General features: G+C 60.6%; 22 protein-coding genes. 13 read left to right on the top strand and 9 right to left on the bottom strand.

The window, feature by feature from the left end; genetic code table 11:
• The first annotated feature begins 211 nt into the window (after window positions 1–211).
• From C934_RS0121560 to C934_RS0121545, 4 genes are all read left to right on the top strand, one after another.
• Window positions 212–727, top strand: a complete 516-nt coding sequence (locus tag C934_RS0121560; RefSeq protein WP_018858681.1) for a dihydrofolate reductase — start codon at window positions 212–214, stop codon at window positions 725–727.
• Between the two features lie 153 nt (window positions 728–880).
• On the top strand, window positions 881–1,972 hold the full coding sequence (gene hflK, locus C934_RS0121555) for an FtsH protease activity modulator HflK (protein WP_018858680.1): 1,092 nt from the start codon (window positions 881–883) through the stop codon (window positions 1,970–1,972).
• Window positions 1,973–1,975: 3 nt separating this feature from the next.
• Window positions 1,976–2,905, top strand: coding sequence for a protease modulator HflC (gene hflC, locus C934_RS0121550; RefSeq protein ID WP_018858679.1), 930 nt, complete (start codon window positions 1,976–1,978; stop codon window positions 2,903–2,905).
• A gap of 189 nt (window positions 2,906–3,094) precedes the next feature.
• The gene (locus tag C934_RS0121545) at window positions 3,095–4,690 is read left to right on the top strand and encodes a DegQ family serine endoprotease (RefSeq protein ID WP_018858678.1); all 1,596 of its coding nucleotides are present in this window, start codon (window positions 3,095–3,097) and stop codon (window positions 4,688–4,690) included.
• A 110-nt stretch (window positions 4,691–4,800) separates the two neighbouring features.
• On the opposite strand, the gene C934_RS0121540 is transcribed toward C934_RS0121545, so the two are convergent.
• Window positions 4,801–5,367: a GNAT family N-acetyltransferase gene (locus C934_RS0121540; protein WP_018858677.1), complete on the bottom strand. Its 567-nt coding sequence runs from the start codon at window positions 5,365–5,367 to the stop codon at window positions 4,801–4,803.
• Window positions 5,364–6,254: a phosphoserine phosphatase SerB gene (serB, locus tag C934_RS0121535; RefSeq protein ID WP_018858676.1), complete on the bottom strand. Its 891-nt coding sequence runs from the start codon at window positions 6,252–6,254 to the stop codon at window positions 5,364–5,366. Before serB ends, C934_RS0121540 begins: the two co-directional genes overlap by 4 nt.
• 1 nt (window position 6,255) lies before the next feature.
• Between serB and miaA the strand changes: the two genes are divergently transcribed.
• A complete protein-coding gene (gene miaA / locus C934_RS0121530; protein WP_192306233.1) occupies window positions 6,256–7,146 on the top strand; it encodes a tRNA (adenosine(37)-N6)-dimethylallyltransferase MiaA in 891 nt (296 codons plus the stop codon).
• Window positions 7,147–7,163: 17 nt separating this feature from the next.
• Here the strand turns inward: miaA and C934_RS0121525 are convergent, their stop codons facing one another.
• A complete protein-coding gene (locus C934_RS0121525; protein ID WP_018858674.1) occupies window positions 7,164–9,245 on the bottom strand; it encodes an ATP-binding protein in 2,082 nt (693 codons plus the stop codon).
• Window positions 9,246–9,590: 345 nt separating this feature from the next.
• Here C934_RS0121525 and C934_RS0121520 point away from each other — a divergent pair, with 345 nt between their 5' ends.
• On the top strand, window positions 9,591–11,384 hold the full coding sequence (locus C934_RS0121520; RefSeq protein WP_018858673.1) for an acetolactate synthase 3 large subunit: 1,794 nt from the start codon (window positions 9,591–9,593) through the stop codon (window positions 11,382–11,384).
• 26 nt (window positions 11,385–11,410) lie between these two features.
• Window positions 11,411–11,983, top strand: coding sequence for an acetolactate synthase small subunit (gene ilvN, locus C934_RS0121515; RefSeq protein WP_018858672.1), 573 nt, complete (start codon window positions 11,411–11,413; stop codon window positions 11,981–11,983).
• A gap of 74 nt (window positions 11,984–12,057) precedes the next feature.
• Here the strand turns inward: ilvN and C934_RS0121510 are convergent, their stop codons facing one another.
• Complete coding sequence (locus C934_RS0121510; RefSeq protein WP_018858671.1) at window positions 12,058–13,035, bottom strand: LysR family transcriptional regulator; 978 nt, start codon at window positions 13,033–13,035, stop codon at window positions 12,058–12,060.
• A gap of 85 nt (window positions 13,036–13,120) precedes the next feature.
• Between C934_RS0121510 and C934_RS0121505 the strand changes: the two genes are divergently transcribed.
• A complete protein-coding gene (locus tag C934_RS0121505; RefSeq protein ID WP_018858670.1) occupies window positions 13,121–14,245 on the top strand; it encodes an alkene reductase in 1,125 nt (374 codons plus the stop codon).
• A 54-nt stretch (window positions 14,246–14,299) separates the two neighbouring features.
• On the opposite strand, the gene C934_RS0121500 is transcribed toward C934_RS0121505, so the two are convergent.
• Window positions 14,300–15,148, bottom strand: a complete 849-nt coding sequence (locus tag C934_RS0121500; protein ID WP_018858669.1) for an aldo/keto reductase — start codon at window positions 15,146–15,148, stop codon at window positions 14,300–14,302.
• A gap of 161 nt (window positions 15,149–15,309) precedes the next feature.
• On the opposite strand from C934_RS0121500, the gene C934_RS0121495 reads away from it, so the two are divergent.
• From C934_RS0121495 to C934_RS0121480, 4 genes are all read left to right on the top strand, one after another.
• Entirely contained in the window at window positions 15,310–15,903 is a 594-nt protein-coding gene (locus C934_RS0121495; protein ID WP_018858668.1) for a LysE family translocator, read from the top strand.
• 95 nt (window positions 15,904–15,998) lie between these two features.
• Window positions 15,999–16,634, top strand: coding sequence for a nitrile hydratase subunit alpha (gene nthA, locus C934_RS0121490; protein WP_026371980.1), 636 nt, complete (start codon window positions 15,999–16,001; stop codon window positions 16,632–16,634).
• A complete protein-coding gene (gene nthB, locus C934_RS0121485) occupies window positions 16,631–17,290 on the top strand; it encodes a nitrile hydratase subunit beta (protein WP_018858666.1) in 660 nt (219 codons plus the stop codon). The genes nthA and nthB overlap by 4 nt, the downstream gene beginning before the upstream one ends.
• Window positions 17,277–17,648, top strand: coding sequence for a nitrile hydratase accessory protein (locus C934_RS0121480; RefSeq protein ID WP_018858665.1), 372 nt, complete (start codon window positions 17,277–17,279; stop codon window positions 17,646–17,648). Before nthB ends, C934_RS0121480 begins: the two co-directional genes overlap by 14 nt.
• A 3-nt stretch (window positions 17,649–17,651) precedes the next feature.
• On the opposite strand, the gene C934_RS0121475 is transcribed toward C934_RS0121480, so the two are convergent.
• From C934_RS0121475 to C934_RS0121465, 3 genes are read right to left on the bottom strand one after another with little or no spacing between them, the layout of a single operon-like run.
• Complete coding sequence (locus C934_RS0121475; protein ID WP_018858664.1) at window positions 17,652–18,434, bottom strand: anti-sigma factor family protein; 783 nt, start codon at window positions 18,432–18,434, stop codon at window positions 17,652–17,654.
• Window positions 18,431–18,946 (bottom strand): RNA polymerase sigma factor, encoded by a 516-nt coding sequence (locus C934_RS0121470; RefSeq protein ID WP_018858663.1) that lies wholly within the window; start codon window positions 18,944–18,946, stop codon window positions 18,431–18,433. Before C934_RS0121470 ends, C934_RS0121475 begins: the two co-directional genes overlap by 4 nt.
• A gap of 10 nt (window positions 18,947–18,956) precedes the next feature.
• The gene (locus C934_RS0121465) at window positions 18,957–19,337 is read right to left on the bottom strand and encodes a COG4315 family predicted lipoprotein (protein ID WP_018858662.1); all 381 of its coding nucleotides are present in this window, start codon (window positions 19,335–19,337) and stop codon (window positions 18,957–18,959) included.
• A 146-nt stretch (window positions 19,338–19,483) separates the two neighbouring features.
• Here C934_RS0121465 and C934_RS0121460 point away from each other — a divergent pair, with 146 nt between their 5' ends.
• Window positions 19,484–20,611: an ATP-dependent DNA helicase gene (locus C934_RS0121460; protein WP_018858661.1), complete on the top strand. Its 1,128-nt coding sequence runs from the start codon at window positions 19,484–19,486 to the stop codon at window positions 20,609–20,611.
• 17 nt (window positions 20,612–20,628) lie between these two features.
• Here C934_RS0121460 and C934_RS0121455 read toward each other — a convergent pair whose 3' ends face one another.
• Window positions 20,629–21,318, bottom strand: a complete 690-nt coding sequence (locus C934_RS0121455) for a MerR family transcriptional regulator (protein WP_018858660.1) — start codon at window positions 21,316–21,318, stop codon at window positions 20,629–20,631.
• Window positions 21,319–21,743 lie beyond the last annotated feature (425 nt).

The raw sequence follows: 21,743 nt of genomic DNA, 5'->3' as shown, positions 1-21,743 counted from the left end.
GATGCCATCCTAACTTCCTCGGGATATCCGGAGGAAAGTTTAGACCACGCCAACGATTTTATGACACTATCGAATCGATCCCGACACCTCCGAACGAAGGCTCAATCAAGTGTACCGAGTACCCAGAAAAAATAATGGCGCAGACGGTGCGCCCGGCCACGAAGCCGGCGCCGGCGCCAATGCGTCGATCGTGGCCTGATCGGAGAGCTTGATGTCAGAAATTCGAAAGACGATCGTGGTTGCCGTTTCCGAGAACGGCATCATCGGGCGGGACGGGGACATGCCATGGCGGCTATCCGCGGATCTCAAGCGGTTCAAGGCTCTAACGCTCGGTAAGTCCGTCATCATGGGCCGGAAGACTTATGAATCGATCGGAAAACCGTTGCCGGGGCGGGCCAATGTCGTGATCTCCCGACAGGCCGCTGCAATAGACCATCCGGATGTGCGTATGGCCCGATCCCTGACCGAAGCCATCGGTCTTGCCGAGGACATTGCGAAACGGAGCGGCGAGGACGAAATCTGCATCATCGGCGGTGGGCAGATCTATACGCAGGCGCTCGATCTCGCCGATCGATTGTGCGTGACGCATGTCGAAACATCCGTTGACGGTGACACGTCGTTTCCCACGATTGACCCCACGCTTTGGAGGGCGACGGAGACGATTGAGGTGCCGGCAGGCGACAAGGATAGCTATCCCACGAAATTCGTGGTCTACGACAGGCGCTAAGCGCTGAAAACCAACTATTTTCCAATAAATATTGCCAAGTTCCTCATGCTGCGTTGAAAGCAGATGCGGCGATACCTATAACGGTCACGACTGCCTACGTCCGCCGCCCCCGTGGAGTAGGCGGTCGTGAGTTTAACGAATAACGAGGTTTTGATGCCCTGGAGCAATCAGAATGGCGGCGGCGGCCCTTGGGGCGGTGGCGGCGGTAACAATCAGGGACCATGGGGGCAAGGGCCTAATCGCCCGCGCGGTGGCGGCGGTGGCAAGGGCGGGCCGCCTGATCTCGAAGACATCATCAGGCGCGGCCAGGATCAGCTTCGTAACATAGTGCCCGGCGGGTTGAACGGTGGCGTCCTCGTCATTGCGGCGGCGATTCTTGTGGTGTTCTGGCTCTTCCAGTGCATCTACATCGTCCAGCCGGACGAGCGCGGCGTCGAATTGCGTTTCGGTCGTCCCAAGGAAGAGATTTCCACGCCTGGCCTGCACTTCCACCTGTGGCCGATGGAGACCGTCGAGATCGTCAAGGTGACGATGCAGCAGCAGAACATCGGCGCGGCATCGACGTCCGCCTCTTCGTCAAGCGGGCTGATGCTTTCCGGCGACCAGAACATCCTGAACGTCCAGTTCTCCGTGTTCTTCACGGTTAGCGATCCGAAGGCCTATCTCTTCAACGTCGAGAATCCGGCCGAGACCCTCCAGCAGGTCGCTGAGAGCGCCATGCGCGAAGTCGTTGGTCGCCGTCCGGCCCAGGACGCGTTCCGTGACAATCGTCAGCCGATCGAGACCGAAGTCGCCAACATCGTCCAGGGGACGATGGACCGTTACCGGGCTGGTATCTCCATCGGTGCCGTGACGATCCAGGACGTGGCGCCGCCACGCGAAGTTGCCGATGCCTTCGAAGAAGTGCAGCGCGCCGACCAGGACAAGCAGCGGCTCGTCGAAGAGGCCAATCAATACGCCAACCAGAAGCTCGGTCAGGCGCGCGGTGACGCGGCCCAGATCCGCGAAGCGGCAGCGGCCTACAAGGACCGCGTCGTCAAGGAGGCCGAAGGTGAGGCCCAGCGCTTCTCGTTCATTAACGAACAGTACGCGAAGGCGCCGGACGTAACCCGGACACGCCTTTTCCTCGAAACGATGGAGCAGGTTCTGAAGAACTCCAAGAAGGTCGTGATCGATGAGAAGCAGGGGGTTGTGCCCTATCTGCCGCTCAACGAGATCGGCAAACCGGCACAGCAGGGAGGTTGAGCCATGACATCGAACAGGCTTCCTCTCATCCTAGGCCTTCTCGCCGTCGTCTTGATCGCGCTCTATTCGTCGGTCTTCGTTGTGAACGCGCGCGAGCAGGCAATCGTGGTCCGCTTCGGTCAGATCCAGTCGGTGAAGACCGAGCCGGGCATATACTTCAAGCTGCCATTCGCCTTCATGGATGCCGATCGCGTCCAGATCGTCGAAAGGCAGGCCCTTCGCTTCGACCTTGACAACATTCGTGTCCAGGTTCGCGGTGGTGCGACCTTCGATGTCGATGCTTTCGTGGTCTATGACATCAGGGACGTGCGCAAGTTTCGCGAAACCGTGTCGGGCGATCGCGAGGCCGCGGAGGCGCGCCTTCGCACGCAGCTCGATTCCTCACTTCGCCGTGTCTACGGTCTGCGCGACTTCGATGCCGCGCTGTCGGAAGAGCGCGTGGCAATGATGCTCGAGGTGCGCGACGATCTGCATCGCGATGCCGAGGACCTGGGCCTCAACATTCAGGACGTTCGCATCCGCCGTACGGATCTGACGCGCGAAGTTGCGCCGAAGACCTATGACCGCATGCGCGCCGAGCGCCTTGCCGAAGCTGAACTCCTGCGCGCGCAGGGTACGGAAGAGGGCCAGCGTCGCCGGGCTATCGCAGACAGGCAGGTCGTTGAGATCACTGCCGAGGCGCAGCGCGATTCCGAGATCCTCCGCGGTCAAGGTGACGCCGAGCGCAACAGGTTGTTTGCGGATGCATTCAGCAAGGATCCGGCATTCTTCGAGTTCTATCGTTCTATGGCCGCTTATTCCACGGCACTGACGTCGCAGGACACCACGCTGGTGATCTCTCCGAACTCGCAGTTCTTCCGCTTCTTCAACGACGCAAGCGGTGCGCCAAGAAACGCGCCACCGCCGGCGATGCCGACTGCACCGACGAACTGATCGGGGCATCGGAACCTGGAAAACCAAGTGCGGGCCGGCAGTTTTGCCGGCCCTTTTTTATGTTGCGATTGGATGGCGGCGGCGCCGCGAATAGATTGCACGGGATTTCGCGAAAAGGTGATTTCGCCCTCCATCATTCCGCCGTATGCTGGTGCTCAGAGTGCGTTTTATTTGAAATGAGGATGCTTGATGGCCCCGACGACCCGCCCGACCTTCAGACGATCGCTCGCTCTCCTGGCCGGCGCCGCACTTCTGGTTAATGTTGGTTTCACCGGCTCGGTGCAAGCTCAGGGCACCACACCGCCGCTGAACGGTCCGGCATCCGTTGCCGATCTCGCCGAAGGGCTTCTCAATGCCGTCGTGAACATTTCGACATCGCAGAATGTCAAGGACGATGAGGGCGTCGGCCCGGCGCCGCGCGCGCCCGACGGTTCACCGTTCCAGGAGTTCTTCAACGACTTCTTCAACAAGCAGAAGGGCAACAAGGGCGGCAACCACAACGTCAATTCGCTGGGTTCCGGCTTCGTCATCGATCCGCAAGGCTACATCGTCACGAACAACCACGTGATCGAGGGAGCAGACGACATCGAGGTCAATTTCGCCGACGGCACCAAGCTGAAGGCGAAGCTGATCGGGACCGATACGAAGACTGACCTTTCGGTCCTCAAGGTTGAGCCGAAGGCACCGCTGACGGCCGTCAAGTTCGGCGATTCCAGCGTGATGCGGATCGGCGACTGGGTCATGGCGATCGGCAATCCGTTCGGCTTCGGCGGATCGGTAACCGTGGGTATTATTTCGGGGCGTGGACGCAACATCAACGCCGGCCCCTACGACAATTTCATCCAGACGGATGCGGCGATCAACAAGGGCAATTCCGGCGGTCCGCTCTTCAACATGAAGGGCGAGGTCATCGGCATCAACACGGCGATCATTTCTCCGAGCGGCGGATCGATCGGTATCGGCTTCTCGGTGCCGTCGGAATTGGCTGCTGGCGTCGTCGAGCAGTTACGCGAATTCGGCGAGACCCGCCGCGGCTGGCTCGGTGTGCGCATCCAGCCGGTGACCGACGATGTTGCCGATAGCCTCGGTCTCTCGAGCGCCAAGGGTGCGCTGGTTGCCGGCGTCATCAAGGGCGGGCCGGTCGATGACGGTTCGATCAAGGCGGGCGATGTCATCCTGAAATTCGACGGTAAACCGGTCAACGAGATGCGTGATCTGCCGCGCGTCGTGGCGGAAAGCCCTGTCGGTAAGGAAGTCGACGTCGTCGTTCTTCGCGATGGCAAGGAGCAGACCGTGAAGGTGAAGCTCGGTCGGCTTGAGGACAGCGATCAGGCTGCCTCCAACGATGCCGATCCGAACAAGGGTGGCATCATCAATCCGGATCCTGATGAGAACCAGGATATGGACGAGCCCGATGATCAGCAGAGCCAGCCGATGCCGGATGCCAAGGGCAAGGCGGATCAGGCAACGCCTGATGCAACGAACCCCAAGAACGTGCTCGGCCTCTCGCTTTCGCAGCTCAGCGCCGAGACGCGCAAGACCTTCGGGATCGCGGAAAGCGTTGACGGGGTGCTGGTTGCCGAGGTCGCGCCCGGCTCGCTGGCGGCGGAGAAGGGCCTGAAACCCGGCGATGTAATCGTTGAGGTGGCGCAGGAGTTCATGCGCTCGCCCGAGGCGGTTGCCGCGAAAGTGCAGTCGCTTAAGCAGGAAGGCCGGCGCAACGCACAGATGATGATCGCGTCGTCGAACGGTGACTTGCGCTTCGTCGCAGTGCCGATGGAATAGCAGGACGCAGCGCGGCCCATCTTTTCACAAACTGCTGAGTGGTGCCTTCGCCGATGATCACAGTCGGCGCCGGGTCTTTCCGGGGTTTCCGTCGCGCACGACAATTGGCGTCAGCCGATTCCACGCTTCCATTGCTCACGGCTGATTGCATAAAGAACGTGGCGTTTCAGCTGCGGATGCGTGTCGGGAACCCTTGGATGGTCGAAATCGCGGGCGGGTTCGTGATGCAGGCCAAGTCGGCGCATGACGGCGGTGGAGCGATGATTGTCCGCCACCGCGAAAGAGACGATTTCGGGAGGATCGAACTCGGTGAAGCCACGCCGAAGGGCTGCCGCTCCCGCTTCCGTCGCATAGCCCTTGCCCCAATGTCTCTTCGCTAGACGCCAGCCCACCTCGATGGTGCCTGCCGGCAGGAAAGGCTCGAGTTCGGGTCGCCAGAGGCCGCAAAAGCCGATCGGCTCGTTGGTTTCCTTCAGAGCCGCTGCATAGAAGCCAAGACCTGTTTCGGCGATGGCATCGCGGATCGTATCCAGCATCGAATCTGCCTCGGTGCGGTCGCGACGGACGGCGAAGAATTCCATCACCTCGGGATCGGAATTGATCTCGTGGAAAAGCGGCCGATCCTCGTCAGTCCAATTGCGCAGAAGCAGGCGATCGGTCGTTAGGATCACTGTCATGGCGTTACGAAATCGGTCTTGCGGTAGCCCTGGATATAGAGGAGAGCGCTAAGGTCGCCGTGATTGATCTGTATTTTCGCCTGTGCGGCGACGGTCGGCTTGGCGTGCAGCGCGACGCCGGATCCGGCGAGTTGAAGCATGCCGAGATCGTTTGCACCGTCGCCGACGGCAAGGGCGTCCTTCGGTGAAATTCCCAGCTTTTCTGAAATGTCGTTCAGCGCATCGACCTTGGCTTGCTTGCCGAGGATAGGTTCGGCGACGTAGCCGGTGAGAACGCCGTTGTCTTCCAGAAGAACGTTCGCCCGGTTTTCATCGAAGCCGAGCGTCTTTGCGATGGGACCGGTGAAGACGGTAAAGCCGCCGGAGACCAGCGCCGTATAATGCCCCTTGGATTTCATGGTGGCGATCAGTCCGCGGCCACCTGGGGTCAGTGTGATGCGCTTGGCAATGACTTCATCCACGACCGATATCGGCAATCCCTTCAAGAGGGCGACACGCTCGCGAAGGGCAGGCTCGAAGGCAATCTCACCATTCATGGCTCGAGCGGTAATCGCGGCGACCCTTTCCTTCAGGCCGACTTCGGCGGCGAGTTCGTCGATGCATTCCTGGCCGATCATGGTGGAGTCCATATCGGCGATCAGCAGTCTCTTGCGGCGCGTCTCTGCGTCCTGGATGACAAGGTCGATCGCAGCGCTGCCGATGACGGCGAGAATGTTGGCGCGGGCGGCTTCCACGTCCGTCCCATCTCTCAGCGCGATATCGCAGGCAACGCCATCGGCAAGCCAGTATAGGCCGGAAGCATTCACTGCGTCGGATGCCTGCTCGGCAATGACAGGCGTGAGAACAGGATTTGACGGATTGGCAACAAGCGTGGCAACGAGAGCCATGATGGAAAACCTTCTAAGCGCAGTGAACGCGATCCTGATAACCGGGCCGACCGCCAGCGGCAAGTCCGCCTTGGCCGTCGAGTTTGCGAAACAGCATAATGGCGTCGTCGTCAACGCCGACAGCATGCAGGTCTACGACACGCTTTGCGTGCTGACCGCGCGACCCTCGGACGAGGATATGCAAGGCGTGCCGCATTACCTCTACGGTCACGTCCCGGCGAAGCTGGCCTATTCGACGGGCGCTTGGCTGCGGGATGTCACCGAGCTTTTGCCGCGCCTTCATGCCGACGGGCGCAAACCAATCTTCGTGGGCGGAACGGGCCTCTACTTCAAGGCGCTGACCGGTGGGCTTTCGGATATGCCTGCAATACCGGAGGAGGTGCGAAACCGCCTTCGTTCGCGCTTGCAGGAGGAAGGACGCGACGAACTCTATCGGCAGCTGCGGGAGCGCGATCCATTGGTCGCCGAAAGTCTGCGCCCACAGGATGGGCAGCGGATCGTAAGAGCGCTGGAGGTCCTCGAGGCGACGGGTCGATCGATTGCCGATTTCCAGGCGCAGACCGGCCCTGTGATCGTCGATCCTTCGACTTCTCGCAAGATCGTCGTCGCACCTGATCGGGCCATCCTTCACCAGCGGATCAACGGTCGGTTCGAGAAGATGTTGGAGCAGGGGGCTGAGGACGAGGTGAAGACCCTGCTTTCGCTTTCGCTGCCGCCCGATATGCCGGTCATGAAGGCCATCGGCGTTTCGCAGATTGCGGCGATGTTGAGAGGCGAGCTTAGCCGCGACGAAGTGCTGGAGCGGGGGGCTGCGGCGACGCGGCAATACGCCAAGCGACAGATGACCTGGTTTCGCAACCAGATGGACGAAAGCTGGGAGCGCCTCCCGTAGAACCGCTCGGAGGTCGGCTATTCCTTGTTGTTCAGGCTGCTGAGCGGCTTTTTCAGGATGCTGTCACGAAGAGACACGCCAGGTTCCCGGCGGATGCCGCCCGTGGCAGTTGGTCTGTCACCTGGTCCGGAGGAAGGCTCTCCGCGCATTTCGCGCCTCAGGGCTTCGAGGCGGCTGTCGATAGATGTTTCCGATGCTGCGAGTGGTGCGGGCGACGCGGCGGCCGCAGCCTCGCGCGCAGAGCCCGCCCCCGGCAGCATATCGCGGCGATAGGGTTCGATCGGGGCCAGTGGCGGTGTTGTCGCTATGTTGGCCGACGGGTAGGAAGGGGCCGCTACCAATTCGTCGAAGTCGTCACCAAAGCTGTCTTCGTCTTCGTAGGTACCGCTGGGAGAGATGGTGGCCGAATAGCTTTGCTGGAATGCCGAGATGTCGGGACCGGCGACGGCACGCATGCGTGTCACGATCTTGCGCAGGTCGACGTTATCAGGATCCTCCTCGCTGACCTTGACGCTGGCGCCGTTCGCCTTGGGCAGGTACTGCACATCGACGCGCGAGAAGCGCATGCGCATCGGCACGCTGATGGCCTCGCCGAAGGCGATCGCTTCGCCGTTTCCGATCGAGGAGATGAAACTGGTCGTCGAGATCGACGAATTCGGGATGGCCGAGCGAATGATCTCCTGGTCCCGGTCATTGGCAAGGCGCATCGCAAAGAGGGTCGAGCACTGCGACAGGATCGTCTGGTCGAGTTCGCCGGGGCGCTGCGTGATGATCCCGAGCGATACGCCGTACTTGCGGCCTTCCTTGGCGATGCGGGCGATGGCCTGTCTTGTCGGGAAGAAGCCGAGATTCGGGTCGGACGGAATGTAACGGTGTGCCTCTTCGCAGACGACGAGCATGTGGATGGCGCCGTCGCTCCACAGCGCGATTTCGAAGGCCATACGGCAGAGGACCGAGGCAACCGAGTTCACGACTTCAGACGGGATGCCCGATAGCTGGAAGGTGCAGATCGGCCTGCTATCGCCGGGGATACGGAATATTTCCGCCACCGTCTCCATGATGGTGTCGCTGATCGTATTGCTTGAGAACATGAAGTGGTAGCGCGGATCGTTGATGGCGGCGACGATGCGCATCTTCAGCGATCTGAGTAGAGGCTTTTCGTCGCGACCCTCGAGCCTGCCGATGCGCTCGTCGATCAGCGCAAGCAGATCGGCCATGCGATAGGGAACAGGTGTATCAGCGGTAATCGAGCTTTTCTCGGTGGTGCGCCGCACGATCGAGTTGTCGCTGCCGCGAAAGCCGCGCTTGGCCTCCGGCAACAAGTCGCGCAGAATATCGACTTCCTCGGGGATGGGTGTTCGACCCCGGAAGACGACTTCCGCGAACTCTTCCAGTTTCATCAGCCAGAAGGGCAGATCGAGCGTGTCGGTGTCGATAACCACCGAATGTTTTGGGAAAGCGGCCGCGAATTCGTTGTGCGGGTCCAGGATCAGGACACGGAGCTTCGGGTCTGCCTCGATTGCCTTGTGCAGGAGCAGAGAGACGGCCGTCGACTTGCCGACGCCGGTCGATCCGACAATGGCGAAGTGCTTGGACAGCATCGAAGGAATATGAATCGCGGCATCGATGCTCTCGTCCTGAGTGAGCTTGCCGATGACCGCCGTCGTTCCGCTGCCGGCATCGTAGATCCGCATCAGGTCGCTCGCGCGAATGCGGTGGGCGATGGCGCCAAGATAGGGATAGCGCGAAATGCCGGTCGAGAACTGCTCGCGACCGTCCTCGTCGACGCGAACTTCGCCGAGCAACTCGGTCTCGATCTGGAAGTGGTTGTCTTTTCCTTCACCCCAGCTGTGACTGTCGGTGTTCATGGAGTAGACGATGGCGACCACACGATTTCGGCCAACGCTGATCGAAATCAGCTTTCCGACCGACCACAGTTCGGCAAGCTCCGTGCCCCCAGCTTCGGCGACGGCGGCGATGGTTGCGCGAGACCCGCTGCACGCAACAACGCGGCCGAGAAACCGGTTGCCCGGGGTCTGGTCATCGCGGCGGTCATGCTCGCCTGCCTTGCCTGACGTGTGCAAGTCCTTGTTCAGCAAAGGGCTACTCCCTGCGATAGTAAAGGAGGATATGAGCGAACGTTTAAGAAAGTCTTTTTGCGATAGGTGATCATTCCGGCACACGTTCGGCTGGTGCGATCGGGCTCGATTTTTTATTGCGGCATGCGTTGACGATGCGAAATTTTCTGTCTATCACTTCGCCCCATGAAAATCGCAGTAGTTCTTATCGTGGTGGGAAAGCGCATGGGCAGGATGGTGTAACCATCCGGCGATAGCCACCCATGCGCTAGATGACAGGCTCCCTCAGGGGCCTTTTTTTATGCCCGAAATTCGGGCTTCCGGACCACAGAACTCAAATCCCAGCAGTCAAAACGGAAAAGAAACATGACGGGCACGGACAATCAGGCAGCAGGCAATCGGATGACGGGAGCGGAGATCGTCCTTCAGGCGCTGAAGGACAACGGCGTCGAGCATATCTTCGGCTATCCGGGTGGCGCAGTGCTGCCGATCTACGACGAGATCTTCCAGCAGGACGAGATCAAGCACATTCTCGTCCGCCATGAGCAGGGCGCCGGCCATGCGGCCGAAGGCTATGCCCGCTCAACCGGCAAGGTCGGTGTCTTGCTTGTTACTTCCGGTCCGGGTGCGACGAATGCCGTCACGCCGCTGCAGGACGCCTTGATGGATTCGATCCCGCTCGTCTGCCTCACCGGCCAGGTTCCGACCTCGCTGATCGGTTCGGATGCCTTCCAGGAGGCCGATACGGTCGGCATCACGCGCCCTTGCACCAAGCACAACTGGCTGGTCAAGGACGTCAACGATCTCGCGGCGATCATTCACGAAGCCTTCCGCATCGCGCAGTCGGGCCGCCCGGGTCCCGTTCTCGTCGACATTCCGAAGGACGTCCAGTTTGCCACCGGTACTTATACGCCGCCTGCGGCCCATGCGATCCAGAAGAGCTACCAGCCGAAGATCCAGGGTGATCTCAACCAGATCCATGCGGCGGTCGAGATGATGGCGAGTGCACGGCGTCCGATCATCTACACCGGCGGCGGCGTCATCAACTCCGGCCCCGAGGCGACCAAGCTTCTGCGCGAGTTGGTCGAACTGACGGATTTCCCGATCACCTCGACGCTGATGGGCCTCGGCGCCTATCCGGCATCAGGCAAGAACTGGCTGAAGATGCTCGGCATGCACGGCTCCTACGAGGCGAACATGGCGATGCATGACTGCGACGTTATGGTCTGTATCGGCGCCCGCTTCGACGACCGCATTACCGGCCGCATCACTGCCTTCTCACCGAACTCGAAGAAGATCCATATCGACATCGACCCGTCCTCTATCAACAAGAACGTTCGCGTCGATCTTGGCATTCGCGGCGATGTTGGAAGCGTTCTGGAAGACATGGTCCGCTTGTGGCGGGCTCTGCCGAAGAAGCCGGAGAAGAGCCAGATCGCCGATTGGTGGGCCGATATCACGCGCTGGCGGGCGCGCAACTCCTTCGCCTATACCAAGAACAACGATGTCATCATGCCGCAATATGCGCTGGAGCGCCTCTATGCGCTGACCAAGGATCGCGACACCTACATCACGACCGAAGTCGGTCAACACCAGATGTGGGCAGCGCAGTTCTATGGATTCGAGAAGCCGAACCGCTGGATGACTTCGGGCGGCCTCGGCACCATGGGCTACGGCCTGCCGGCAGCGCTCGGCGTGCAGATCGCGCATCCGGAAAGCCTCGTCATCGACATTGCCGGCGACGCCTCGATCCAGATGTGCATCCAGGAAATGTCGACGGCGATCCAGTACGAAGCGCCGATCAAGATCTTCATCATGAACAACCAGTACATGGGCATGGTTCGCCAGTGGCAGCAGTTGCTGCACGGCAATCGCTTGTCGAACTCCTATACGGAAGCGATGCCCGACTTCGTCAAGCTCGCCGAAGCCTACGGCGCCGTTGGCCTGCGTTGCGACAAGCCTGACGATCTGGACGGCGCAATCCAGGAAATGATCGACGTGAAGAAGCCGGTCATTTTCGATTGCCGTGTCGCCAATCTCGCCAATTGCTTCCCGATGATCCCGTCGGGCAAGGCTCACAACGAAATGCTGCTGCCGGACGAAGCCACGGACGAGGCGGTCGCCAATGCGATCGACGCCAAGGGCCGTCAGCTCGTTTGATATCAAGGTAGAGGAAACCCAAGACCATGAACGCACACCTTCAGCCGACGGGCTCTGCCTACTTCATCTCGCCCGAGACGGCGGCGGTCGAAAGCCATACGCTTTCGGTCCTCGTCGACAACGAGCCGGGCGTCCTTGCCCGCGTCATCGGCCTGTTCTCTGGCCGCGGCTACAACATCGAGAGCCTGACCGTCTCCGAAACCGAGCACCAGGCGCATCTGTCGCGCATTACCATCGTGACGCGCGGCACGCCCCATGTCCTCGAACAGATCAAGGCTCAACTTGAGCGCATCGTTCCTGTTCATCGGGTGGTCGATCTGACGGTACGCGCCCGCGAACTCGGCCAGGAGCGTCCGATCGAGCGCGAAGTGGCGCTCGTCAAGGTCATCGGTACGGGCGAGACCCGGGCCGAGACGCTCCGGCTCGCGGATGCCTTCCATGCGAAAGTGGTCGATGCCACGGTCGATCACTTCATCCTGGAGATCACCGGCAAGTCCTCGAAGATCGACCAGTTCGTCTCGATCATGAAGCCGCTCGGCCTCATCGAGGTCTGCCGCACCGGTATTGCCGCGATGAACCGCGGCCAGCAGGGGATGTAAGCCAATACAAGTACCGGACGCCAGGGCGCCCGGTACTTCTCCCATTCCGGCAATCCGGTGACAATCCGAGCGATCTATTCGGCGGCGACCAAGGCGATATCGGATCCTGCATTCGCCTGAAGGACCTTGGCGCGGACAGGCTCGAGCGCCGCAAGGACCTGTTGGCGTAGCCAGACGTGCCCGGCGTTGCGGTCGGACGAGGTGTGCCATCCAAGCGAGATGTCATAGGGCGGGATGTCCACCGGTCCTGGGCTGATGGCGAGGCCGAACACCGGCGCCCAGGCACGGGCGAAGCTTGCTGGCACGGCGGCAAGTACGTGCGTATCCCGAACCAGGATCGGCAGCGTGAAGAGGTGCGGCGTCGTCACTGCTGCGCGTCGTTTCAATCCACGCTCAGCTAGCACTTCGTCCACAAGGCGGCAGCGGCCGTCCTTGCTGACGATCACGGCCTGCGGGGTCGCGAGAAACGTCTCGAGGTCGATCATGCCGGAGCGGCCGGTTGTCTCGGGATTGCTGAGGATGACATAACGCTCGGACCAGAGCTTGCGGCGTTTATGGAGTTCGTTGCCGGTTTCCACCTTGCCGATCGCGAGGTCGATCTCGCCGCTGTCCAGTAGATCCGCGGGATAATCCTGGTCGAGCGACCGTATCACGAAATTGACGTGTGGCGCCTGCTCGCGAACGGAAGCGAGAAGCGGCGGCATCAACAGGCTTTCGAGATAGTCGGTCATTCCGAGCGTGAAGGTTCGCTCGTCCGTTGCCGGGTCGAATTGCTCCGGCTCGATCAGGCGGGACTGGATCGTGCACAGGATGCCGCTGACGGTCTCCGCGAGTTCCTGCGCCCTTGGCGTTGGTTCGATCCCACGCGCCGAGCGAACAAAGAGTTCATCCGATAGAAGCGCGCGCAGGCGGCCGAGATTGTGGCTCAAGGCGGATTGTGATGTGCCGATACGCTGCGCCGCCCGCGTGACGTTGCGCTCGCTCATCAGGGCATCAAAGGCAACCAGCAGGTTCAGGTCGAACTTCAATATATGAGCGTGATCGATCGACATCATGATTTCCATCTGTTGGATTTCTGAATGCGGCAGAGATATCTGTTTGGTCGATGATAATCAACCGAATTGAGGAATAGCGCTCATGAAGTCTCTCTTTGAAGTCTACGACCTTCGCGGCCAGAAGCTTCGTAACCGTGTCGTCATGGCTCCGATGACCCGGGCCAGGGCGAAGGACGGTATCGCCGACGAGCAGACCGCCCAGTATTATCGCCAGCGCGCCGGCGCCGGTCTGATTGTTTCCGAGGGAACGCCGATCTCGCAAGAGGGAACGGGTTTCGCCTTTATCCCCGGCATCTGGTCGGACGATCAGGTTCGCGGCTGGCAGGGCGTGACGAAGGCCGTGCACGAGGAAGGCGGGAAGATCTTTGCGCAGATCTGGCACGTCGGCCGCATGTCGCATACCTCTCTTCAGCCGGCTGGCGGCCAGCCGGTCAGTTCCAGCGCCAAGCCGGCGCGCGACGATAAGAGCACGGCCTACGCGTTCAACGACGAAGGTGTTGCCGGTTTCGTTGAAGCCAGCGTGCCGCGACCGCTTGGGACTGACGAGGTCGCAAGGGTCGTAAACGACTTTGCGAATGCTGCGGCCAATGCCGTTGCCGCCGGATTTGACGGCGTCGAGATCCACGGTGCCAACGGTTATCTCCTGGAGCAGTTTCTCAATACTCTGATCAACGACCGCACCGACCGATATGGCGCAGGCAACGTCGAAGACAGGACGCGCTTCGTGCTGGAGATTGTCGACGCGGTGGTGGCGCGGATTGGTGCCGAGAAGGTCGGTATCCGGCTTTCGCCGTTCGGCAAGCTGTTCGACATGCCGCACCATCCTTTGATCGAGGAAACCTACCTGCATCTTGCGACTGCGCTTGCTGAACGCAAACTTGCCTATGTGCATCTGAAGGATCAGGGGCTTGCCAGCGCTCCGGCTCTTTCGAGGGATTTTCTGCGCAAGTTCCGCGAGAGCTATTCGGGCACGCTTATTCTTGCCGGTTCTCTCGACAAGCGCCGTGCAGAGCAGTTCCTGCAGGACGGCCTTATTGATCTCGCTGCTTTCGGCCAGCCGTTCATCGCAAATCCCGATCTGGTCGAGCGATTGCGGCGGGACCTGCCGTTGGCGACGCCGAACCGTGAGACGTACTACGGCGGTGGCGCCGAAGGGTACACTGATTATCCGGTATATGGGGGTAGCCCCGACATAAAAGCCGCCTGATCGCGGCCCTTGCCGGCACTAGTGCCAACCCGCGCCATCAAAATCCGCTGGAGATCAGAGCATCTCCAGCGGCCTTTTTCTTGCCGGAGGCGGGAAAGCGGCATCGAGCGCCGCCCAGTCCTCGTCGGTAATGTCGAGCGAGACTGCGTCCCGGTTTTCGGCGGCGCGGGCAGCGTTCGACGTTTTCGGGATGACGATCACGCCGTCGCGTTCCAGCAGGAAGGCAAGTGCCACCTGCGCCGGCGTTGCCTGATAGGCCTTGGCGACGCGGATCAGTTCCGGATGATGCAGAATGCGCCCCTGTTCGATCGGTGAATAGGCCATGATCGGGATCCGACGTTCCTGACACCAGGGCAGCAGATCATATTCAACGCCTCGGCGTGACAGGTTGTAGAGAACCTGGTTGGCTGCGACGTTCCCTCCGGCGGGAACGGTCCGCAGTTCCTCCATGTCGTCAGCATCGAAGTTGGAAACACCCCAGGCGCCGATCTTGCCGGATGCTTTCAGTTCCTCGAAAGCCTGGACGGTAGCAGCGAGCGGATGGTCGCCGCGCCAGTGAAGCAGATAGAGATCGATCCGATCCGTGCCGAGACGCGATAGGCTGCGTTCGCAGGCTGCGATCGTTCCCGTCCGGGTGGCGTTCCAAGGATACACCTTGCTGACGAGAAACACCTCATCCCGTCTGCCCCGGATCGCCTCGCCAACGATCTTCTCCGCGCCGCCGTCGGCATACATTTCCGCGGTATCGATCAGCGTCATCCCGAGATCGAGGCCTGCGCGCAGGCTTTCGATCTCGCTCCTGGCCTCGGAAGATCTCTCTCCCATGTTCCAGGTGCCCTGGCCGATGGCTGGAACCTCTGCACCATTGGGAAAGCTGATGGTTGGGATGGCGTCGTCTCGCATGATGGTCGTTCCGGTTTTCGAAGAAGATTGGGAGGCGCGCCAATCTTTCAACCAATCGTGTCACCATGACAATGATAGCATGGAGCGGTGGATTTAGGTCAGTTAGATTGACCTAAATCGAAAAGTCCCGCCGGACCAACCGCGGGCCTCCGGGAGGTCTCATGCCGCTGGATACATTTCTGGCACTCGTCCTGTTTGCCTTTACCACATCGATAACGCCTGGCCCCAACAACATGATGCTCTTCGCATCGGGCGTGAATTTCGGTTTCCGGCGCACCGTTCCGCATATGCTGGGGATCGGGGCAGGGTTCTTCTCGCTGCTGATCGGCGTCGGATTCGGGCTTGGGGCGCTGCTGCATGCGGTGCCGGCTCTCTATCTGACGCTGAAATTTGCCGGTGGCGCCTATCTTGCGTGGATCGCCTGGAAGATTGCGACTTCACGGTCGCTAGACGAAGGCAAGAGCGGTGTCAGCCCGATGTCGTTCCTGTCGGCGGCAGCCTTCCAGTGGGTCAACCCGAAGGCATGGGTCATGGCTGTTACCGCGATGGCGACTTACACGATCCCGAATATCTACTTTGCGAGTGTTTTGATCGTTGGCTTCGCTTTCGCGCTGGTCAATCTGCCGAGCGTGTCGACCTGGGCGGGGTTCGGCTCGGCTCTGCGTGATTGGTTGTCGGATCCCGTCCGGCTCAAATGGTTCAACATCACCATGGCCGTGTTGTTGGTGCTCAGCCTTTGGCCGATGCTGAAATAGAGCTTGCGGCAGGCTTCGACGACATCCTGAGTGGGGCTTGGCGCTCCGGCTACAAGCGCTTAAAGATAAGCCGCCAATTGGCGGAGGATTATCTCGTGCACGACGACGATCACCATCACGACCACGACCATGACCATGACAACCGCTATACCGACATGCAGGCGCGGGTGAGGGCGCTGGAGACGGTTCTGACGGAGAAGGGACTGATCGATCCGGCGGCGATCGATGCGATCGTCGAGACCTACGAGACCAAGGTCGGCCCACGAAACGGTGCGCGTGTCGTCGCCAGGGCATGGAACGATCCTGAATTCGCGGAGTGGCTGCGGCGCGGCGCGACGGCGGCGATCGCGAGCCTTGGCTATGCCGGGCGTCAGGGCGAGCACATGCGCGCGGTGTTCAACACGGACGAGACGCATAATCTCGTCGTCTGTACGCTTTGCTCCTGTTACCCCTGGTCGGTCCTCGGCCTGCCGCCCGTGTGGTACAAGGCCCCCGCCTACCGTTCGCGGGCAGTTATCGATCCGCGCGGGGTGCTGGCCGAATTCGGCGTGACCTTGCCCGAGGATAAGAAGATCCGCGTATGGGATTCGACGGCGGAGCTCCGCTATCTGGTCATTCCGGAGCGGCCGGCGGGCACGGATGGATGGAGCGAGGAGCAGCTTGCAGATCTCGTCAGTCGCGATGCGATGATCGGAACGGGATTGGCTGCCGCGCCAGGAGATGCGGCATGAACGGCCCGCACGACCTTGGCGGTCAGATGGGTTTCGGCCCTGTCGCGCCCGAAAGGGACGAGCCGTATTTCCATGCGGAGTGGGAGAAGCGTGCGCTCGGCCTTACGCTTTCCAGCGGCGCCTTTGGCGCCTGGAATATCGACGAGAGCCGGCATACGCGCGAAAGCATTCCACCGGCGAGTTATCTTGGCGCGAGCTACTACGAGATCTGGACGCGGGCGCTGGAGGTGCTGCTGCGGCGCCATGGCTTTGTGACGGCCGAGGAGATCAACGCCGGTCACAAGCAAATGGATGGCGCGACGCCGAAGCGTGTCCTGAAGGCCGACATGGTGGCAGGCGTGCTCGCCAAGGGTGGTCCCTGCGACCGACCGGTGGCGACGCCGCCACGCTTCTCCGTGGGGGACAGTGTTCGAACCAGGAATTTCAATCCGACGACACATACGCGGCTGCCGCGCTATGCACGCTCAAAATTGGGCGTGGTAGAAGCTGTTCAAGGCTCCTTCGTCTTCCCCGACGACAACGCCCATGGGAAGGGCGAGAACCCTCAATGGGTCTATACGGTCTTGTTCGACGGCGGCGAAATCTGGGGTGAGGGAGCGGATCCGACGCTCTGCATCTCGATCGATGCCTGGGAGAGCTATCTTGAGCCAGTGTGAGACGCGGTCGCCGCTGGCGCAATCGCCGCAGCTGCCGAAATCGCCCGATGGAGAGCCGGTCTTTCCTGAGCCATGGGCTGCGGAAGCCTTCGCGATAACAGTGCATCTGCACGAACGGGGCCTGTTTACGTGGAACGAATGGGCTGAGACGCTATCACGGGAATTGCACCAGCCCGGCCGCGCCGAAGACGGCAGCGACTATTTCGATTGCTGGGTGGCGGCGCTTTCGGCAATTCTCGTCAAACTCGGCGTCGCTGACGCCGACATGATCCTCGATCTGCAGAAGAGTTGGCAGCGGGCGGCGGAGGCGACGCCGCACGGCAAGCCGATCGAGCTTGCCAGCGACCCGCTGCGCTGAGGCTTACGACGGAAACTGCCTGTAGCATTCCTCGGCGACTTTTCTCAGCACATCGCGCGGAATCTCGCCGGTAACGGCGTAGCCGAGTTCGCCGTCGATCCAGTAGAAGGTTTCGACATTGCCCGATGACGCGAAGCGGAAACTGGTCGACCTGTTATCAGCCTTGCGCCCGACGAGGACCGTCAGTCGTTCGCCGGCCGGATCCTCGTACATGAACATTGCACCCGGCCTGCCCTCGACGGGCAACAGTCGCCCGCCGACCAGCTTGAAGCCGAGTTCCTGCAGGTTCGGAACCCGCAAGTTTTGAATGGCAAGCCGCTTGCCGAGCCAGGTCGCCAGATGGGCTTCCTCATTGGCAAAGACCTCGACGGGATGGCGGACTTCACCGGCATAAACCAGGAAGGCGTTGCGGGCTTCGTTGGGCAGGGTTTCGAGTTCCGTCAGTTGCAGATCCGGTTTTTGAAACAGTGCTGGGCCGTAGTGGCCGCTCAAGGCTCCCAGGCCGAAAGCCGCTATGATCGCAGCCACCGCCGCCAGGCGCTTCGGCCAGTTTGCTGGGCGTGTCCGGCCAGTGACGAGCGCTATGTCGGCGTCCGTGGATTTTTCATAGTCCGCGAAAAGCGATCGGATCTCGGCATTTTGCGCGGACCATTCCGCCACTCTGGCTGCATCGCCCGGATTGTCAGTGAGCCACGCCTCGATGCGTGCGCGGGCCTGCTCGGGAAGCTGCCCGTCGGCAAAGGCGTGAAGATCCGCTTCGGTCACGGTCTGGTTGATCTCGTTCATTTCGGTCTCCGAAGCGTAACGACATTGTCTGCCTTCATGCGCTCTCCCATCCGTTGGCGTGCGCGTGACAGGCGCGACATAACCGTGCCGATCGGGATGTCGAGTGCGGTCGCAACCTCCTGATAGGTATAGCCTTCGATGACAATCAACATCAGCACAGCGCGGTTTTCTTCCGAAAGGCTGTTTAATGCATCCTCCAGCCGCGATCGCTCGAGCGGATCGGGAGCGGGATCGACGGATACGATGTCCTCGGCGCCATCGAGTTCCACGAACGGCGCGCGACCCGTCTGGCGACGGCTGTTGCGATAGAGGTTCGTCATGATCGTCAGCACCCAGCCGCGCAGGTTCAGCCCCCGCCATTGTCCGTGACGGGCGAGCACCTTCTCGAGGCAATCCTGCAGCAAGTCTTCCCCGTCTGCATCGGAGCGGGTGAGGCTCCGCGAGTAACGCCTGAGCGAGGGAAGGAGGGCCAGGATCTGGCCCTCGAACGTGTCGTGACCTGGTGCCTTCACGTCGCTTCGCTCACTGTTTGACGAGATCCCAATTGCCGCCGACACCGTCACCGGTGATATCGCCCATCTTCTTGTCCTTCACCCAGAAATAAAGCGGCATGCCGTCCTTGGCCCACTGCTTGCTGCCGTCTTTCCGTTCGACAATCGAATATGCACCCTCCGGCTTCGCGTCGCTAGCGGCCTTCAGCGGCGGCCAGTTCTTGGCGCAATCGTCGTAGCAATTGGAGACACCCATCTTATCCTTCTTGAAGGTATAGAGGGTCATGCCGTTTTCGCCGGCAAGAACCTCGCCCTTGGTGGACTTTACGGCCTTGACGGGCGGGGCCGCAAATGCGGACGTTGCGGCGGCGGATGCAATGGCAAAGGCGATCAGCATCTTTGCGGATTTCATGGGCTCTCTCCTCACGTGTAGGGCACGCTTGATTGCGTTGCCTGACATGAGACACCATCGATGCCGATTTTATTCCCTTTCGATTGCCCGCTTGCGCGGATTTCAGGGTTGCCTATGTCAGGCGAATCCTGCCAAGTCGATCCACGATGCAATTTGCTCCGCAACAAGATGAAGCCCTCAGGGCCGTTTCCCAATGGCTGAAGGAAGGGCGGACACCGCTTTTCCGTCTGTTCGGCTATGCCGGTACGGGCAAGACGACGCTTGCGCGGCATTTCGCGGAGTATGTGGATGGTGACGTATTGTTTGCCGCGTTTACGGGCAAGGCGGCCCAGGTGCTGCGGTCGCGCGGCGCCAGCAACGCGAAGACCATCCATTCGCTGATCTATCGTCCGCGCGGCGAGGAGGCTGTCGAGGACGAGGAGACGGGCAAAACTTCCATTGCGCCGATGTTTTCCATCAACCGTCAGAGCCCAGTCGCCAAGGCTGCGCTGATCGTGGTCGACGAGTGCTCGATGGTGGACGAGGCTTTGGGCCGCGACCTGATGAGCTTCGGCACACCGATCCTGGTGCTTGGAGATCCGGGGCAGCTGCCTCCGGTGTCGGGCGGCGGCTTCTTCACCAATCAGGAACCGGACTATCTGCTGACGGACATTCACCGCCAGGCGCGCGATAATCCGATCATCCAGCTTGCAATGCAGGTGCGTGAGGGCAACGAAGTCAGCTACGGAGACTACGGTACCGCGCGGGTCATCTCGAAGGGCGAGGTGAACCAGTCGCTGGTCCTCGATGCCGATCAGGTGCTCGTCGGCACGAATCGCACGCGACGCCGATACAATCAGCGTCTTCGCGAGCTGAAGGGTTTTGCGACCGAATATCCGCAAACGGGCGACAAGCTTGTCTGCCTGCGCAACGATCCGGCAAAGGGCTTGCTCAACGGCTCACTTTGGCAGGTGATGACGTCGTCCAAGGAGACGACGAAGCCTGGCATCAACCTGCTGGTCCGGCCCGAGGATGACGACATGGATCGCGGCGCGGCGAAGATCAAACTGCTGAAGCAGGCTTTCGAGGATGTCGAGGGTGAGATTCCCTGGAACACGCGCAAGCGCTACGACGAATTCGACTACGGCTATGCACTGACGGTGCACAAGGCGCAGGGTTCGCAGTGGAACAACGTCGTGTTGTTCGATGAAAGCTGGGCATTCCGCGATACACGCGAACGGTGGCTCTATACAGCGATCACGCGCGCGGCGGAAACCCTGACGATTGTGCGCTAGGCGATTTTCCGGGGGCGTCAGACCTGGACGACGCCGAGCATGACGGCCTTGGCTATGGCTTGAAAACGATTGTTGGCGTGGAATTTCTGGATGATGCCGGCCTCAAGTGACTGTGCATCGTCATTTCGAAGGTCGAGGGTGCGCGCAATACGCTGCGTGGAAAGCCCTGCCGCCATCAGCGCCAGGCACCGCAACTCCTGATCCGTGAGCATCGAGCCGCTCTGATTATCGTTGAGAAGCTGCTCCTCGGCTGCCTCGCGGTCGAGCAGGTCGCTCACCTGCTGCATCTGCCGATGCAATGTGGACATTTCCGCGCTGAGTTCGCGTTTGCGGGTCACGAGCGCGTCACGAAACAGAGCCTCGGCAGCCTCCTGCGAGTCGGCTTCTATGAGGTCGCTCATCAAATCCTGGATCACAGCAACCGCCATTCCAGCCTCGCGGCAGGCGTTGATGACAGCCATGCGCATCACGTCGCCCGGTTCATAGACGCGCATCAGGCCGATTCGGCTGGCCGAAATGAGCCCTTTTTCCTCATAGAAGTGGAGTGTGCGGTGGGTGACGCCAAAGGCATTGGCCATGTCGGCGATCGGAACTCGCCCGCGGGGCAAATCTGCGGGGCGGAGCGCCGCAGAAGGAAGAAAACGGTGCCGCGCTCGTGTTTGTGTCGCGAGGTCTGACGTGAAATCCTGCTTGTAACCTTCTGCCATGGTCCCTCCCGTTGTGCTCATTGTGCGTCTGCAAATTGCAAAAAGGGTGCGGTTGAGTGGGGTTCCTTCTTGATCGTTCCTGTTCAGGCATCAAAGCAACTGGCGGTGTTTGCTTCGATATCGCGAGCTTACGTTACTCGTGATTGACGTATTTTGTTAGTATCAAAATTAGTGACGTTTAATTTACAGCGCAATCCGGCGGGAAAGCTGCCCCAGGAGACGCGTTTCTCGCGAGAAATCAGCGCTGGAGAAACGCTTGATCGTTTAAAGCGCGAAGAACAAACCAGATCTACATTCAGCCGCCGCGTTGACGGACCAAACGCTCGCGTCATCACAGATTCACATGCATCCATGTACGAATCTCGTTGGCCGATGCCGACTCGTTGGCTTAGAAACGATCATCCTTCGCTTCAGTGGAATCCCGC

Origin of the sequence: Rhizobium sp. 42MFCr.1 (genome assembly GCF_000377185.1) — a bacterium.
Taxonomy (GTDB): Bacteria; Pseudomonadota; Alphaproteobacteria; order Rhizobiales; family Rhizobiaceae; genus Rhizobium; species Rhizobium altiplani.
This window is presented reverse-complemented; position numbering and strand designations above follow the sequence as displayed.

Bases quoted from the DNA above. Each gene is read 5' to 3' on its own strand.
- C934_RS0121540 (WP_018858677.1), bottom strand. From the start codon at position 5,367: ATGACAGTGATCCTAACGACCGATCGCCTGCTTCTGCGCAATTGGACT.
- serB (WP_018858676.1), bottom strand. From the start codon at position 6,254: ATGGCTCTCGTTGCCACGCTTGTTGCCAATCCGTCAAATCCTGTTCTC.
- C934_RS0121455 (WP_018858660.1), bottom strand. From the start codon at position 21,318: ATGGCAGAAGGTTACAAGCAGGATTTCACGTCAGACCTCGCGACACAA.
- C934_RS0121505 (WP_018858670.1), top strand. From the start codon at position 13,121: ATGAAGTCTCTCTTTGAAGTCTACGACCTTCGCGGCCAGAAGCTTCGT.
- C934_RS0121510 (WP_018858671.1), bottom strand. From the start codon at position 13,035: ATGTCGATCGATCACGCTCATATATTGAAGTTCGACCTGAACCTGCTG.
- C934_RS0121545 (WP_018858678.1), top strand. From the start codon at position 3,095: ATGGCCCCGACGACCCGCCCGACCTTCAGACGATCGCTCGCTCTCCTG.
- C934_RS0121475 (WP_018858664.1), bottom strand. From the start codon at position 18,434: ATGAACGAGATCAACCAGACCGTGACCGAAGCGGATCTTCACGCCTTT.
- hflC (WP_018858679.1), top strand. From the start codon at position 1,976: ATGACATCGAACAGGCTTCCTCTCATCCTAGGCCTTCTCGCCGTCGTC.
- C934_RS0121520 (WP_018858673.1), top strand. From the start codon at position 9,591: ATGACGGGCACGGACAATCAGGCAGCAGGCAATCGGATGACGGGAGCG.
- C934_RS0121465 (WP_018858662.1), bottom strand. From the start codon at position 19,337: ATGAAATCCGCAAAGATGCTGATCGCCTTTGCCATTGCATCCGCCGCC.
- nthB (WP_018858666.1), top strand. From the start codon at position 16,631: ATGAACGGCCCGCACGACCTTGGCGGTCAGATGGGTTTCGGCCCTGTC.
- miaA (WP_192306233.1), top strand. From the start codon at position 6,256: ATGGAAAACCTTCTAAGCGCAGTGAACGCGATCCTGATAACCGGGCCG.
- C934_RS0121460 (WP_018858661.1), top strand. From the start codon at position 19,484: ATGCAATTTGCTCCGCAACAAGATGAAGCCCTCAGGGCCGTTTCCCAA.
- C934_RS0121495 (WP_018858668.1), top strand. From the start codon at position 15,310: ATGCCGCTGGATACATTTCTGGCACTCGTCCTGTTTGCCTTTACCACA.
- C934_RS0121500 (WP_018858669.1), bottom strand. From the start codon at position 15,148: ATGCGAGACGACGCCATCCCAACCATCAGCTTTCCCAATGGTGCAGAG.
- C934_RS0121560 (WP_018858681.1), top strand. From the start codon at position 212: ATGTCAGAAATTCGAAAGACGATCGTGGTTGCCGTTTCCGAGAACGGC.
- ilvN (WP_018858672.1), top strand. From the start codon at position 11,411: ATGAACGCACACCTTCAGCCGACGGGCTCTGCCTACTTCATCTCGCCC.
- hflK (WP_018858680.1), top strand. From the start codon at position 881: ATGCCCTGGAGCAATCAGAATGGCGGCGGCGGCCCTTGGGGCGGTGGC.